The sequence below is a fragment of the Streptomyces viridiviolaceus genome, assembly GCF_014650995.1.
Classification (GTDB): Bacteria; Actinomycetota; Actinomycetes; order Streptomycetales; family Streptomycetaceae; genus Streptomyces; species Streptomyces viridiviolaceus.
Window position 1 is genome coordinate 299448 of sequence record NZ_BMWA01000009.1, and the last position, 13544, is coordinate 312991.

12 protein-coding genes are annotated in these 13544 nt (G+C 72.7%); 5 read left to right on the plus strand and 7 right to left on the minus strand.

The window, feature by feature from the left end:
* Window positions 1-44: 44 nt before the first annotated feature.
* Window positions 45-3413, minus strand: a complete 3369-nt coding sequence (locus IE260_RS15465; RefSeq protein WP_189872056.1) for a S41 family peptidase — start codon at window positions 3411-3413, stop codon at window positions 45-47.
* Window positions 3414-3562: 149 nt separating this feature from the next.
* Between IE260_RS15465 and IE260_RS15470 the strand changes: the two genes are divergently transcribed.
* The 5 genes from IE260_RS15470 (at window position 3563) to IE260_RS15490 (ending at window position 8311) form a co-directional block, all read left to right on the plus strand.
* On the plus strand, window positions 3563-4162 hold the full coding sequence (locus tag IE260_RS15470; protein ID WP_189872058.1) for a TetR/AcrR family transcriptional regulator: 600 nt from the start codon (window positions 3563-3565) through the stop codon (window positions 4160-4162).
* A 99-nt stretch (window positions 4163-4261) separates the two neighbouring features.
* Window positions 4262-6478, plus strand: coding sequence for an MMPL family transporter (locus tag IE260_RS15475; protein WP_189872060.1), 2217 nt, complete (start codon window positions 4262-4264; stop codon window positions 6476-6478).
* Window positions 6479-6619: 141 nt separating this feature from the next.
* Window positions 6620-7123: a YbaK/EbsC family protein gene (locus IE260_RS15480; RefSeq protein WP_189872062.1), complete on the plus strand. Its 504-nt coding sequence runs from the start codon at window positions 6620-6622 to the stop codon at window positions 7121-7123.
* On the plus strand, window positions 7120-7965 hold the full coding sequence (locus IE260_RS15485) for an EamA family transporter (protein ID WP_189872064.1): 846 nt from the start codon (window positions 7120-7122) through the stop codon (window positions 7963-7965). The genes IE260_RS15480 and IE260_RS15485 overlap by 4 nt, the downstream gene beginning before the upstream one ends.
* A gap of 70 nt (window positions 7966-8035) precedes the next feature.
* Window positions 8036-8311 (plus strand): DUF1876 domain-containing protein, encoded by a 276-nt coding sequence (locus IE260_RS15490; RefSeq protein ID WP_189872065.1) that lies wholly within the window; start codon window positions 8036-8038, stop codon window positions 8309-8311.
* Window positions 8312-8548: 237 nt separating this feature from the next.
* On the opposite strand, the gene IE260_RS15495 is transcribed toward IE260_RS15490, so the two are convergent.
* The 6 genes from IE260_RS15495 to IE260_RS15520 all read right to left on the minus strand — a co-directional run bounded on the left by IE260_RS15495 (window position 8549) and on the right by IE260_RS15520 (window position 13402).
* A complete protein-coding gene (locus tag IE260_RS15495; protein WP_189872157.1) occupies window positions 8549-9715 on the minus strand; it encodes a serine hydrolase domain-containing protein in 1167 nt (388 codons plus the stop codon).
* Between the two features lie 80 nt (window positions 9716-9795).
* Window positions 9796-10242, minus strand: a complete 447-nt coding sequence (locus tag IE260_RS15500) for an organic hydroperoxide resistance protein (protein WP_189872067.1) — start codon at window positions 10240-10242, stop codon at window positions 9796-9798.
* Window positions 10243-10367: 125 nt separating this feature from the next.
* On the minus strand, window positions 10368-10847 hold the full coding sequence (locus tag IE260_RS15505) for a MarR family winged helix-turn-helix transcriptional regulator (RefSeq protein ID WP_189872069.1): 480 nt from the start codon (window positions 10845-10847) through the stop codon (window positions 10368-10370).
* Window positions 10844-11602 carry an energy-coupling factor ABC transporter ATP-binding protein gene (locus tag IE260_RS15510; protein ID WP_189872071.1) on the minus strand — a complete coding sequence of 253 codons (759 nt, stop codon included), beginning with the start codon at window positions 11600-11602 and terminating at the stop codon, window positions 10844-10846. The genes IE260_RS15505 and IE260_RS15510 overlap by 4 nt, the downstream gene beginning before the upstream one ends.
* Window positions 11590-12351 carry a cobalt ECF transporter T component CbiQ gene (gene cbiQ / locus IE260_RS15515; protein WP_189872073.1) on the minus strand — a complete coding sequence of 254 codons (762 nt, stop codon included), beginning with the start codon at window positions 12349-12351 and terminating at the stop codon, window positions 11590-11592. The genes IE260_RS15510 and cbiQ overlap by 13 nt, the downstream gene beginning before the upstream one ends.
* 1 nt (window position 12352) lies before the next feature.
* Window positions 12353-13402 (minus strand): energy-coupling factor ABC transporter permease, encoded by a 1050-nt coding sequence (locus tag IE260_RS15520; protein ID WP_189872084.1) that lies wholly within the window; start codon window positions 13400-13402, stop codon window positions 12353-12355.
* Window positions 13403-13544 lie beyond the last annotated feature (142 nt).

Sequence of the window (13544 nt, forward strand, 5' to 3'; positions counted from 1 at the left end):
GCAAGGCTCGTTCAGGGACCGGGCGGCAGTGCGGCGACGGCTCGTCAGGGCCTGGGCGGCAGTGCGGGCCGTGAACGGTCCGGTACGTACCGGTAGTCGGGCGGCGTGGCCGGCGGGTTGGACTCCAGCAGCTCCACCGCGAGCCGTACCGCCTCGGTCAGCACCGGGTAACGGCCCTCCGCCCAGTCCAGCGGGGTGCGCAGCACGTCCACGTCGGGGCTCACCCCATGGTTCTCGACCGACCAGCCGTAGGCGTCGAACCAGGCCGCGTTCATCGGGACCGTGATCACCGTGCCGTCGCCGAGGCGGTGCCGGCCGGTCATGCCGACCACTCCGCCCCAGGTGCGCTGCCCGACCACCGGGCCCAGCTTCAGCAGTTTGAACGCCGCCGTGATCATGTCGCCGTCGGAGGACGTCGCCTCGTCCGCGACCGCCACCACCGGCCCGCGCGGGGCGTTGGAGGTGTACGACACCGGCTGCGCGTCGCGCGTCAGGTCCCAGCCCAGGATGGTGCGCGTCAGCTTCTCGATGACCAGTTCGCTGATGTGCCCGCCCGCGTTGCCGCGCACGTCCACGATCAGCGAGGGCCGGGACACCTCCATGCGCAGGTCGCGGTTGAACTGCGCCCAGCCGGAGCCGCCCATGTCGGGGATGTGCAGATAGCCGCAGCGTCCGCCGCTCAACTCCCGCACCACTTCGCGGCGTTTGGTCACCCAGTCCTGGTAGCGCAACGGCCGTTCGTCGACGAGCGGGACGACGGCGACCCGCCGCGCCCGCCCGCCGCCCTCGGCCGGTGCGAAGGTCAGCTCCACCGTCGTACCGCCCGCGCCCGCGAGCAGCGGGTACGGTCCGCTCACCGGGTCCACCGGGCGGCCCTCGACGTGCGTGAGGACCGCGCCCTCGCGGATGCCCATACCGGCCAGCGGGGAACGGGCCTTGGAGTCGGAGGAGTCGCCGGGCAGGATCCTCCGGACCGTCCACCGGCCTTCCCGGCACGTGAAGTTGGCGCCCAGCAGTCCCTGCCAGCGCTGGTAGGGCACGGGGCCCTCGTTGCGGCGGGCGGCGGCGACGTAGGCGTGCGAGGTGCCCAGTTCGCCGAGGACCTCCCGGAGCAGGTCGGCGAACTCGTCCGGGGAGGCGACCTGGTCGACCAGCGGGCGGTACTGCGCCAGCACCGCGTCCCAGTCGATGCCGCTCATGCCCGGGTCCCAGAAGTAGGCGCGGATCAGCCGGCCGGCCTCCTCGTACGCCTGGCGCCACTCGGCGGGCGGGTCGACCTGGTGCAGGATCCGGCGCAGGTCGATCCAGGTGGTCGAGTCGGCGTCGCCGGGCTCCGTGGAGGGCACCGCGCGCAGATCGCCCTCATCGAGGACGACCAACCGGGTGCCGTCGCCGCTGACCCGGAACCAGTCGATGTGGCCGGCCAGTTCGGACTTCCTGGCCTTGGCCAGGTTGAAGTGCTCCAGGGTGGGCCGCTCGCTCGGGTCGTCCGGGTTGGCGAAGGTCTCGCCCAGCGCGCCCGAGATCGGCCAGCGCAGCCAGACCAGGCCGCCGCCCGCGACCGGGTGCAGCGCCGAGTACTTGGAGGCGGTGACCGGGAACGGGGTCACGCGGTTCTCCAGGCCCTCGATCTCGACGGTGACCGCCCCGCCTTCGCCGGTCTCGTCCTCGACCGGGTCCAGCCCGCCGGCGGCCGGCCGGCCCTCCGGGTTCAGCGCGAAGGGGGAGGGGGTCGCCGACGACAGCGGCACGAGGTGGGGCCGGCAGCCCAGCGGGAAGGACAGGTCGCCGGTGTGCACGTCGTACACCGGGTCGAAGCCGCGCCAGGACAGGAAGGCGAGATAGCGGCCGTCGCGGGTGAACACCGGGTTCTCGTCCTCGAAGCGGCCGTTGGTGACGTCGACGACGAGCGAGCCCTCCTGCCCGTTGATCCGGGCCATCTTGATCTGCCGCAGCGACCGGCCGATCCCAGGGTGGGACCAGGTCAGCCAGGCACCGTCCGGGGAGAAGGCGAGGTCCCGCACGGGGCCGTTGACCGACCGGATCAGCTCGGTGACGCCGTCGCCGCCGTCGCCTTCGCCGGCCTCGGGCGCCGGGGCGGCACCCTCGCCGGCCTCCACGGCCGCGTCCGCATCCTCGGCCGTCTCCGCCGCCTCCAGCACCTCGGCGACCTCCGTCTCGTCCGAGATGTCGAGCAGCAGCAGCCGCCCGTCGTGCGAGGCGATGGCCAGCCGTTGGCCCTGGGGGTCCGACGCCAGTTCCAGCACCCGGCCCAGCTTCCCGGAGGCCAGCCGCCGGGGCGCGCGTCCGCCCGTCGCCCGGGGCAGGTGGGCGATCTCGACGGCGTCCTCGCCCTCGGCGTCCGTGACGTAGGCGACCCGCCCGCTCTCTCCGAGCATCTCCGGCAGCCGTACCCGCACACCGGCGGTGTCGCTGAGGGTGCGCGCCGGGCCGTCGCGGTGGGTGAGCCAGTAGAGGCTGCCGCGTACGACGACGGCACTGGCGCGGCCCGTCTCGTCGACGGAGAGGCCGCCCACGTTCTGCGCGGCCGGCACCTGGTAGGGGCGGCGCCCCGCGCGGGCGCCGCTCAGCCGGACGTCGAGCCGGCGCGGCACCGAGTCGGGCGACAGGTCGTCGACGATCCACAGCTCGCCCGCGCACTGGTAGACCACCCGGGTGCCGTCGCCGGCGGCGTTGCGGGCGTAGAAGGCGTCGTTGTCGGTGTGACGGCGCAGGTCGGAGCCGTCGTACGCGCACGAGTAGAGGTTGCCGACGCCCTCGTGGTCGGAGAGGAACGCGATCCGGCCGCCGACGAACATGGGGCAGTCCAGGTGGCCGTCGATGTCGGCGAGCAGCCGGTGCCCGTGCAGCCACAGCCGGCCCATGGCGCCGCCCCGGTAGCGCTTCCAGGAGGCCGGTTCGTGCGGCGGGGTGCCGGTGAGCAGCAGTGTCTTGCGCTCCCCGTCGAGGTCGGCGGCCTGGAGGTCGGCGACCGGTCCCCAGGGCAGCTTGCGGCCGGGCTCGCCGTCGGGGGCGATCTTGTAGGCCCAGGTCAGGTGGGAGAAGGGTTCGCCGTGCGAGGAGACGGCGAGGATGGCCGTGCTCCCGTCCGGGTCGGGCGGCGCCCAGCCGCAGACGCGTGCGTCGAGGCTGCCCCAGTAGGTGAGCTGCCGTCCGGGGCCGCCGTCCACCGGTACCAGGTGGACCTCCGGCACGAGACTGCGCCAGGTGGTGTACGCGATGTGCCGGCCGTCGGGCGAGAAACGCGGGTGGCCGGTCTTGGTGCGGTCGACGGTGAGCCGCCAGGCGCGGCCCGGGCCGTCGAGGTCCGTGAGCCAGAGGTCGTCCTCGGCCACGAAGCACAACTGGTCGCCATGGAGATGCGGGAAGCGCAGATAGCTCACCTCTCCCATGCTTTTCCCGGGGCCGGGCACCGGCAACTTATGGGGAGCTGACAACCGTGACCCACGACACGAACGAAACAGTTTCGTTTCGCTAGGCGCCTGCGCTACATTGGGCCTGTACGAAACGGTGTCGTTCTGAACGGAGAGGTGAGAGGGAGATGGCCGAGGTCGCGACGGCGCGCCGGAGTCGGATCACTCCCGAGCGCGAGGCCGAGCTGTACGGGGCCGTGCTCGACCTGCTCCGGGAAGTCGGCTACGACGCCCTGACCATGGACGCCGTGGCCGCCCGCACCCGGTCCAGCAAGGCGACGCTCTACCGCCAGTGGGGCGGCAAGGCCGAGCTGGTCGTCAAGGCCATCCGGCACAACAAGCCCGGTGAGATCGGCGAGATCGACACCGGGTCGCTCCGCGGTGACCTGCACGCCCTGATGCGCCGCGAGGACGACTGCACCATGGAACAGAACTCCGCGCTGATGCGGGGTGTGGCCATGGCGCTCCACCAGAACCCGGATCTGCTCCAGGCGTTCCGGGAACAGCTCATCGAACCGGAGATGGCGGAGTTCCGGCGGCTGCTGCAACGCGCCGTCGACCGCGGTGAGATCAGGCCGGACTGTCCGGCACTGGACTTCCTCGTGCACATGCTGGTCGGCGGCTTCGCCACCCGCACGCTGCTCGACGACCAGCCGCCGACCCGGGAGTTCCTCATCTCGTACATCGACGCCGTGGTCCTCCCCGCCCTCGGCGTCTCCCCTTCCTGACAGTCCCCAGTCAAGCCCCCACCTGACGTCACCGCTCACGTCGTCGGGCTGATCGCCCCTGCCCTGAAGACCCCACGACCTGACCGGGAGTACGCCCCCGTGGCCACGTTCCTCTACAAACTCGGCCGGCTCGCCTTCCGGCGACGGCATTTCGTCGCCCTGATCTGGGTCGCGCTGCTGACCCTCGCCGGCGTCGGCGCTGCCAGTGCCCCGCCCGCCGGCTCCACCTCGTTCTCCATCCCCGGCACCGAGGCCCAGAAAGCCTTCGACCTGCTGGAAGAGCGCTTCCCGGGCCAGAGCGCCGACGGGGCGACCGCACGTGTCGTCTTCAAGGCGCCGGACGGCGAGAAGATGACGGACGCCGCCCACAGGGCGACCGTCGAGAAGACCGTCGGCGAACTGGCCGACGGCTCCGAGGTCGCCTCCGTCGCCGACCCGTACAAGGCCGACGCCGTCAGCAGGGACGGCACGATCGCGTACGCGTCGGTGAGGTACGACGTCTCCGGCATGGAGCTGGAGGAGTCCACCAAGGACGCCCTGGAGGACGCCGCGCAGCAGGCGCGCGACGCCGGGCTGACCGTCGAGGTCGGCGGTGACGCGCTCCAGGCCGTCCCGCACACCGGCGCCACGGAGATCATCGGCATCGCCGTCGCGGCCGTCGTCCTCGTCATCACCTTCGGCTCCCTGGTCGCGGCCGGGCTGCCGCTGCTCACCGCCCTGATCGGCGTCGGCATCGGCGTCTCCACGATCGCGGCGCTCGCGAGCGCGCTGGAGCTGGGCTCCACCACCTCGATCCTGGCGATGATGATCGGCCTCGCGGTCGGCATCGACTACGCCCTGTTCATCGTCTCCCGCTACCGCGCCGAGCTCGCCGAGGGCCGCGAGCGCGAGGAGGCCGCCGGCCGGGCCGTCGGCACCGCCGGCTCCGCCGTGGTCTTCGCCGGCCTGACCGTGGTCATCGCCCTGGTGGGTCTCGCGGTCGTCAACATCCCGATGCTGACCAAGATGGGCGTCGCGGCGGCCGGCACGGTCGCCATCGCGGTCCTGATCGCCCTGACGATGATCCCCGCGCTGCTCGGTTACGCCGGCCGCAAGGTCAAGCCGGCCGGCGAGAAGGGCAAGCTGCTGGGCGGCGCCCGCGCCGCCGGGAAGAACGGGGGGAAGCCGGCCAAGGCCAACCTCGGCACCCGCTGGGCGAGCTTCGTCGTACGCCGCCCGGTCGCCGTCCTCCTCCTCGGCGTCGTCGGTCTCGGCGCGGCGGCGGTTCCCGCGACCTCCCTGGAACTGGGTCTGCCCGACGACGGCTCGCAGCCGACGTCCACGACGCAGCGCCGGGCCTACGACCTCCTCTCCGAGGGCTTCGGCCCCGGTTTCAACGGCCCGCTGATGGTCGTCACCGACGCCAAGGGCAGCGACGACCCGCAGGCCGCCTTCACCGAGGTCACCGACGAGATCAAGGGCCTGAAGGGTGTCGTGGCGGTGACGCCGCCGGCGCCCAACAAGGCCGGCGACACGGCGACGATCACCGTCGTCCCGGACTCCAAGCCCTCGTCCGTCCAGACCGAGGACCTGGTGCACGCCATCCGCGACGCGGGCGCCGACGTGAAGTCGGACACCGGCGCGGAGGTCCTGGTCACCGGCTCCACGGCCATGAACATCGACGTCAGCCAGAAGCTCAACGACGCGCTGGTCCCCTACCTGGTCCTGGTGGTCGGCCTGGCGTTCCTGCTCCTGATCGTGGTCTTCCGCTCGATCCTGGTCCCGCTGAAGGCGGCCCTCGGTTTCCTGCTGAGCGTGCTGGCGGCCCTGGGTGCCGTGGTCGCGGTCTTCCAGTGGGGCTGGCTGTCCGGCCTGATGGGCGTCGAGGAGACCGGCCCGGTCATGTCCATGATGCCGATCTTCATGGTGGGCGTCGTCTTCGGCCTGGCGATGGACTACGAGGTCTTCCTGGTCACCCGGATGCGGGAGGCGTACGTCCACGGCGAGTCGCCGAGCCAGGCCGTGGTGACCGGCTTCAAGCACGGCGCCAGGGTCGTCACCGCCGCCGCGGTGATCATGATGGCGGTCTTCGCGGGCTTCATCGGCTCCAGCGAGTCGATGGTCAAGATGATCGGCTTCGGCCTGGCGGTCGCCGTCCTCTTCGACGCGTTCGTCGTCCGCATGGCCATCGTCCCGGCCGTCCTCGCCCTGCTCGGCAAGAAGGCGTGGTGGCTGCCGGGGTGGCTGGACCGCGCCCTGCCCAACGTGGACGTCGAGGGCGAGGGCCTGCGGGCCCAGGGCGACCCCGACGAGAAGCGGGAGCTGGTGCGCACCTGACGCGCCGCTCCTGACCGCAGGCCGGCCGGTGAGGGCTCCGTGGGGACGGGGCGGCCCTCACCGGCTTCCTGCGTCCAGGACACCCGGAACACGGGCAAACCCGGTCGCGTGTACGCCACACCCACCGCTACCGTGCCGCTCATGACGACGACCAACGGCACCTCCGACGCCCACCCCCGTTTCGCCGAAGCCCTCCGTGAGCTGGGCCTCGGGGACCTGAACGCCCGCATCCGGCGCTTCCCCGAGGCCACCCGCACCGCCGCCGAGGCCGCCGCCGCGATCGGGTGCGAGCTGAGCCAGATCTGCAAGTCGCTGATCTTCGCGGCGGACGGCGTCCCGGTGCTGGTCCTGATGGACGGGGCCTCACGGGTCGACGTGGAGCGGGTCCGTGAGGAACTCGGCGCCGAGAAGGTCACGCGGGCCAAGGCCGACGTCGTACGGGAGACGACCGGGTACGCCATCGGGGGCGTGCCGCCCTTCGGGCACCGCAACAGCACCCGTGTGCTCGCCGACCGCTCGCTGCTCGCGCACGACGTCGTCTGGGCCGCCGCGGGCAACCCGCACGCCGTCTTCCCGATGGAGCCCAAGGAACTCGTCGCCACCGCCGGCGCCACCCTCGTGGACGTGCGCGAGCGCTCCGCGTGACCCCTCTGGTCACCGGCGCCGTCCTGCTCGCCGCGGTCACGCACGCCGCCTGGAACGCCATCGCCCACCGGATCACGGACAAGCTGACCGGGTTCGCGCTGATCTCGGGCGGCGGACTGCTGATCGGGCTGGCGCTGGTGCCGTTCACCGCGTTCCCGGCGGCGGAGGCATGGCCGTACCTCCTGGGGTCCGCCGCCGTGCACATCGCCTACTACGCGCTGCTGATGCGGTCCTTCCGGCTGGGCGACTTCGGGCAGGCGTATCCGATCGCGCGCGGCAGCGCACCCCTGCTGGTGTCCGTCCTTGCCGCCGTCTTCGCGCACGAGGTGCCGGACGGCTGGGCGGCCGCGGGCATCCTGCTGTCCTGCGCGGGACTGACCGGCGTCGCCCTGTGGGGGCTGCGCGGGCGCAGGCCCGACTGGGCGGCGATCGGCGCGGCGCTGGCGACCGGGGTGACCATCGCGGCGTACACCGTCCTCGACGGACTGGGCGTACGGGCCTCCGGGTCCTCCCTCGGGTACATCGCCTGGCTGATGGCCGTCCAGGGCACGGTCCTGCCCGCGTACTTCCTGTGGCGGCGGCGCGGCGAGGCGTGGGCGTGCCTGCGCCCGCACGCCGGGGTCGGTCTGCTCGGCGCGGCCCTGTCCGTCGCCGCCTACGCGCTGGTCCTGTGGGCGCAGACCCGGGCGGAGCTCGCGCCGATCGCCGCGCTGCGCGAGTCCTCGATCCTCGTCGGCGCCGCGATCGGCGCCCTGTTCTTCAAGGAGCCGTTCGGGGCGCCCCGGATCGCGGCGGCCGGGCTCCTGGTCGTCGGGATCGGTTTGATGCTGCACACGGGATGACGGGCCGCAGTGGGTGCGTACGGCGCCGTCCAGGAGCACCCTGGAAGCAGGTGTTCCGGAGGTGATCGTCATGATGCACACCACAGTGGGATGGCATGTCGAGCTGGAGTTCATGGAGGACGACCAGCACACCAAAGCGGCTGCGTTGGTCCGCCTGCCCGACGGCACTGAGGTACGGGCGCACGGGCACGCCAGCCGCCACCACTCCGACGTCCAGCAGCCGCGGGTCGGCGAGGAGGTCGCCGGGGCCCGGGCGCTGAACGAACTCGCGATGCGCCTGCTCGACAAGGCGCACGGCGAGATCGACGAGGCGTCGGGGCGGATCTCCCACCCGATCCACGTCTGAAGCCGCGGGGCGGCACCCCGCGACCCTCGACGACAGGGCCTGCCCACCGGGCAGGCCCTGCGGCCTGCCCGGCGGAGTCCCCCTGCCCCGCCGCGTCCGGCACGCACTCCGCGACTGCCTCGACGGCATGGCGGACCCCGTCAAAGGCGCCCCGGCGTCTTGCGATCGCACGCACCGGACGGCCGCGGGACCCGCCCACCGGGCGGACGACGGGAACGCGCCGGGCAGGCGCAGGCCCTACCCGAGGGCCGCCCGCACCGCCCGTACCAGCGCCTGCGCCCGCGGGTCGGCCGTGACCGTCTTGCGGAAGCCGTTGGTGACGTAGCCGAAGGCGATGCCCGTGTCCGGGTCGGCGAAGCCGAGGGCGCCGCCGCGGCCCGGGTGGCCGAAGGAGCCGGCGGACAGGAACGGGGACGCGCTGCCGTGCAGCATGTAGCCGAGGCCGAAGCGGGTGTTCACGACGAGGACCCGGTCCGGGCCCGCCGACTCCTCGGCGCGGGCCCGTTCCACCGTGGCCCGGTCGAAAAGCCGTACCCCGTCGACCTCGCCGATCAGCGACGCGTAGAAGCGGGCGAGCCCGTCGGCGGTCGCGATGCCGTTGGTCGCGGGGAGGGCCGCCGCCCGGTAGGCCGGGTCGTTCTGGTCGGGGAACGGGGTGATCGCGGCGAAGGCGCGGCGGGTGAGGGAGTCCGAGTCCTGGTACGCCTCGGTGACCGAGCGCTTCGGACGCAGCCGCAGGCCGCCGGACGGCTCGGGGTCGTCGACGCGGCCCACGCGGCCCGTGCGGCCGGCCGCCTCCTCGGCGGGCGGCAGGCCCAGCCACAGGTCCAGGCCCAGCGGCCGGGCGATCTCCGACGCGATCCACTCGCCCGTGCTCCGGCCGCCCGTGACCCGGCGCACCAGCTCGTCGACCAGCCAGCCGTACGTCAGCGCGTGGTAGCCGTGGTCGGTGCCGGGCTCCCACACGGGCGCCTGGGCGGCGACGGCCTCCGGGCCCCGCAGCGGGTCCAGGGCATCCTCCGGCGTGAGCGGACGGTCGAGCACCGGAAGCCCTGCCCGGTGGTTCAGCACGTGCCGGACGAGGACCCGCTCCTTGCCGCTCGCCTTGAACTCGGGCCAGTACTCGCCCACCGGCGCGTCGAGGTCCAGTTCCCCGCGCTGGTGCAGCAGCAGCGGTACGGCGGCGGCGACGCCCTTGGTGGCCGAGCGCACGACCTGGGCGGTACCGCGGGCCCACGGCTCGGTGCCGTCGATGTCCTTCGTACCGCCCCACAGGTCGACGACCTTGTTCCCGTCCCGGTAGACGGCGACCGCCGCGCCCCGGTCCCCGAGCGCCGCGAAGTTCCGCACGAACGCGTCCCTGACCGGCTCGAAGCCCTCGGCCACTGTGCCGTGCACGTCCACGTCCACGTCCGTACTCTCCTCCGACTCGCCTGCGACAGTGGCTGCAACAGTCGCCCCGCGCCTGCGATTCCTGCCTCCCGTCAGCCGAGCACGATCGTTACGTCGATGTTGCCGCGGGTGGCGTTCGAGTACGGGCAGACCTCGTGGGCCGCCTTCACCAGCCGGTCCGCCAGCTCGGGGTCCACGACCGGGAGGGAGACGCTCAGGGCGACCGCGAGGCCGTAGCCGCGGTGCCGGTTGGGGCCGATGCCGACCTTCGCGGCGACCGTGGAGCCGGTCAGGTCGTAGCCCGCGCGGTTGCCGACCAGGATCAGGGCGTTGTGGAAGCAGGAGCTGAAACCGGCTGCGAAGAGCTGCTCCGGGTTGGTCCCGGCGCCGTCGCCGCCCAGCGCCGAGGGCATGGCGACCTTGAGGTCCAACTGGCCGTCCTGGCTGGTGACGTAGCCGTCCCGGCCGCCGTGCGCGGTGGCTTCGGCGACGTACATGATCTTCGTGGGGCGGGTGTCGACGGCGGTGCTGTCGGTCATGGCCGGCCTCTCCCGGGAACAGGTGCACGCAACATCATCGTGCACAAGGTACTGGCCGGTAAGTTCGGTTCCACCGCCAGGGGGTGGCGACCGCGGGTAACCTCCGTCCGCGCCAGGGCGGGAGGTCAGCGGGCGCGGTCCGCCGCGGCCCCCGCCCGCTGCGCGAGCCGCCACAGCTCCTCGCGCAACCGGGCGACCTCCCCCTCGTCCAGGCCCGTCGCCGAGAGCAGGGCGCCCGGCACCCGGGCCGCGCGTTCGCGCAGTTCCTCCCCGCGCCCGGTGACCGCGACGAGCACCGACCGCTCGTCCCGCACCGACCGCTCACGGCGCAGCAGCCCGGCCGCCTCCAGCCGCTTCAGCAGCGGGGAGACGGTGCCGTAGTCGAGCCGCAGCGCGGCGGCCAGGTCCTTGACCGTCGTCTCGCCGCGCTCCCACAGCACCAGCAGCACCAGGTACTGGGGATAGGTGAGACCCAGGTCGTCGAGGAGCGGCCGGTAGGCGGCCGTCACGGCGCGCTGCGCCGCGTACAGCGCGAAGCACAGCTGGTCGTCGAGCAGCAGCGTGCCCTCGGCCCCGGTGATCTCGGCGCTCTCCTCGTTCGTCACGCGCCCATTCTCACGGAGCGCGGGTCGAAGCCGAAGGGCAGCTCCAGGCGGTGGGCGCGCATCAGCTCCTCGTCGCCGAGCAGGTCGGCGGTCCGGCCGTCGGCCGCGATCACGCCCTCGCTGAGGACCAGGGAGCGGGGGCACAGCTCCAGGGCGTAGGGCAGGTCGTGGGTGACCATCAGGACCGTGACGTCCAGCGAGCGCAGGATGTCGGCGAGCTCGCGGCGCGAGGCCGGGTCGAGGTTGGAGGAGGGCTCGTCCAGGACCAGGATCTCCGGCTCCATGGCGAGCACGGTCGCCACCGCAACCCGGCGCCGCTGGCCGAAGGAGAGATGGTGCGGGGGCCGGTCCTTGAACTCACGCATGCCGACCAGGGCGAGCGCCCGGTCCACGCGCTCCTCCAGCTCCGCGCCCTTCAGCCCGGCGGCCGCCGGTCCGAAGGCGACGTCCTCCCGCACGGTCGGCATGAAGAGCTGGTCGTCGGGGTCCTGGAAGACGATGCCGACCCGGCGCCGGATCTCCGCCATGTGCTGCTTGCCGACCGGCAGCCCGGCCACCGTCACGGTGCCGGTGCCTCCGGTCAGGATGCCGTTGAGGTGCAGGACGAGGGTGGTCTTGCCGGCGCCGTTCGGACCGAGCAGGGCGACCCGCTCGCCGCGCGCGATCGAGAAGTCGACGCCGAACAGGGCCTGGTGCCCGTCGGGGTAGGCGAAGGCGAGGCCCGAGACCTCCAGAGAAGCAGTCACAGGCTCCATCCCAGCAGACAGACGACGAGGGCGGCGGCGGGGAGGGCCAGCGCGTACGACCACTGCGCCCGGGATGCGGTCACCTCGTCGATCACCGGCATCGAGCCGGCGTAGCCGCGGCTGACCATGGCCAGGTGGACGCGCTCGCCGCGCTCGTAGGAGCGGATGAACAGGGCGCCCGCGGACTTGGCGAGCACTCCCCAGTGCCGTATGCCCTTCGCCTCGAAGCCGCGCGACTCCCGCGCGATCCGCATCCGCCGCATCTCGTCCGTGATCACGTCCCCGTAGCGGATCATGAACGAGGCGATCTGCACCAGCAGCGGCGGGAGCCGCAGCCGCTGGAGGCCGAGCAGCAGTTCGCGCAGTTCGGTGGTGGAGGCCAGCAGGACGGAGGCGGCGACGCCCAGCGTGCCCTTGGCCAGCACGTTCCACGCGCCCCACAGGCCGCCGACGCTCAGCGACATGCCGAGCACCTCGACCCGCTCGCCCTCCGCCACGAACGGCATCAGCACCGCGAAGGCGACGAACGGGACCTCGATCAGCAGGCGTTTGAGCAGGAAGCCGGCCGGGACGCGGGCCGCGTACGCCACCGCGGCGAGCAGCAGAGCGTACAGGCCGAAGGCCCACATCGCCTCGCGCGGGGTCGACACCACGACGATCACGAAGGCGAACGTGGCGGCGATCTTGGTGTGCGGCGGCAGACCGTGCACGGGGGAGTGCCCGTGCCGGTAGAGCCGGTGCGCGTGGCCGGCGCCCATGTCAGACGGCCGTGTCCGTGTGGGCCGGCGACGTGTCCTCGCTGCGCCGCCTGCGCACCGCCCAGAACACCGCGCTGCCCGCGACGACCGTGACACCGACGCCGATCACGCCGGCGAGGCCGCCGGACAGGCGCGCGTCGGTGACGTCCTCGACGCCGTAGTCGGCGAGCGGCGAGTCCGCGCTCGCGTGCTCCTCGGTCTTCTTGTCGATGCCCTTGTCGGCGGCGACCTTCTCCAGGCCGTCGGGGTCCGCGGAGGCGTAGAAGCTGACGAAGCCGGCGAGGACCAGGGAGGTGACCAGGCCGGTGATCCACAGCGCCCGGTGCGAGCGGGCGGCGGCGGGCGCGGGCTCCTCGTCGGGCGCGTCGACCAGCTCGCCGCCCACGCGCAGCTTGAGCTTCTGGGTCAGGCCGCGGGCGCCGTACACCAGGTCCGGGCGTACGGCGATGACGGCGCCGACGGTCAGCGCGGTGATCGCGGCCTCGCCGATGCCGATCAGGACGTGCACGCCGACCATGGCGGTGGCGACCTTGCCGATCGCGACGTCGGTGGTGCCGCCGATCCAGTACAGGAGCGTGAAGGCGAGGGCGGCGGCCGGGACGGAGACGAGCGCGGCGACGAAGGAGGCGACGGTGACCGACCGGCGCGTGCGCGGCAGGAGCTTCACCAGGCCGCGGAAGAGGGCGTAGGCGACGACGGTCGTGACGATCGCCATGTCGGTGATGTTGACGCCGAGCGCGGTCAGGCCGCCGTCAGCGAACAGGATGCCCTGCATGAGCAGGACGACGGAGACGCACAGGACCCCCGTGAAGGGGCCCACGAGTATCGCGGCGAGCGCGCCGCCGAGCAGGTGGCCGCTGGTCCCCGCCGCGACGGGGAAGTTCAGCATCTGCACCGCGAAGATGAACGCCGCGACCAGGCCCGCCAGGGGCGCGGTCCGCTCGTCGAGCTCCCGGCGCGCGCCGCGCAGGCTGACCGCGATGGCGCCCGCGGCGACGACTCCGGTCACGGCGGAGGTCGGGGCGTCGATGAATCCGTCAGGTACGTGCACCGTTCGATGATAGTGGTCTGTTGCGAACGGCTTGCAAGAGCGAGGCGCTCGTTATCTCAGTTGTGAGATAACGGCCATCTGGAAATGTGTCATCTGGGAAATATGGGACATTGGAGTGGGGGTGGACGCACAGCATCCGCAC

Excerpts from the sequence above, each read along its gene's own strand:
- IE260_RS15500 (WP_189872067.1), bottom strand. The coding sequence starts at position 10,242 with ATGACCGACAGCACCGCCGTCGACACCCGCCCCACGAAGATCATGTAC.
- IE260_RS15510 (WP_189872071.1), bottom strand. The coding sequence starts at position 11,602 with ATGGAGCCTGTGACTGCTTCTCTGGAGGTCTCGGGCCTCGCCTTCGCC.
- IE260_RS15465 (WP_189872056.1), bottom strand. The coding sequence starts at position 3,413 with ATGGGAGAGGTGAGCTATCTGCGCTTCCCGCATCTCCATGGCGACCAG.
- IE260_RS15470 (WP_189872058.1), top strand. The coding sequence starts at position 3,563 with ATGGCCGAGGTCGCGACGGCGCGCCGGAGTCGGATCACTCCCGAGCGC.
- IE260_RS15480 (WP_189872062.1), top strand. The coding sequence starts at position 6,620 with ATGACGACGACCAACGGCACCTCCGACGCCCACCCCCGTTTCGCCGAA.
- cbiQ (WP_189872073.1), bottom strand. The coding sequence starts at position 12,351 with ATGGGCGCCGGCCACGCGCACCGGCTCTACCGGCACGGGCACTCCCCC.
- IE260_RS15490 (WP_189872065.1), top strand. The coding sequence starts at position 8,036 with ATGATGCACACCACAGTGGGATGGCATGTCGAGCTGGAGTTCATGGAG.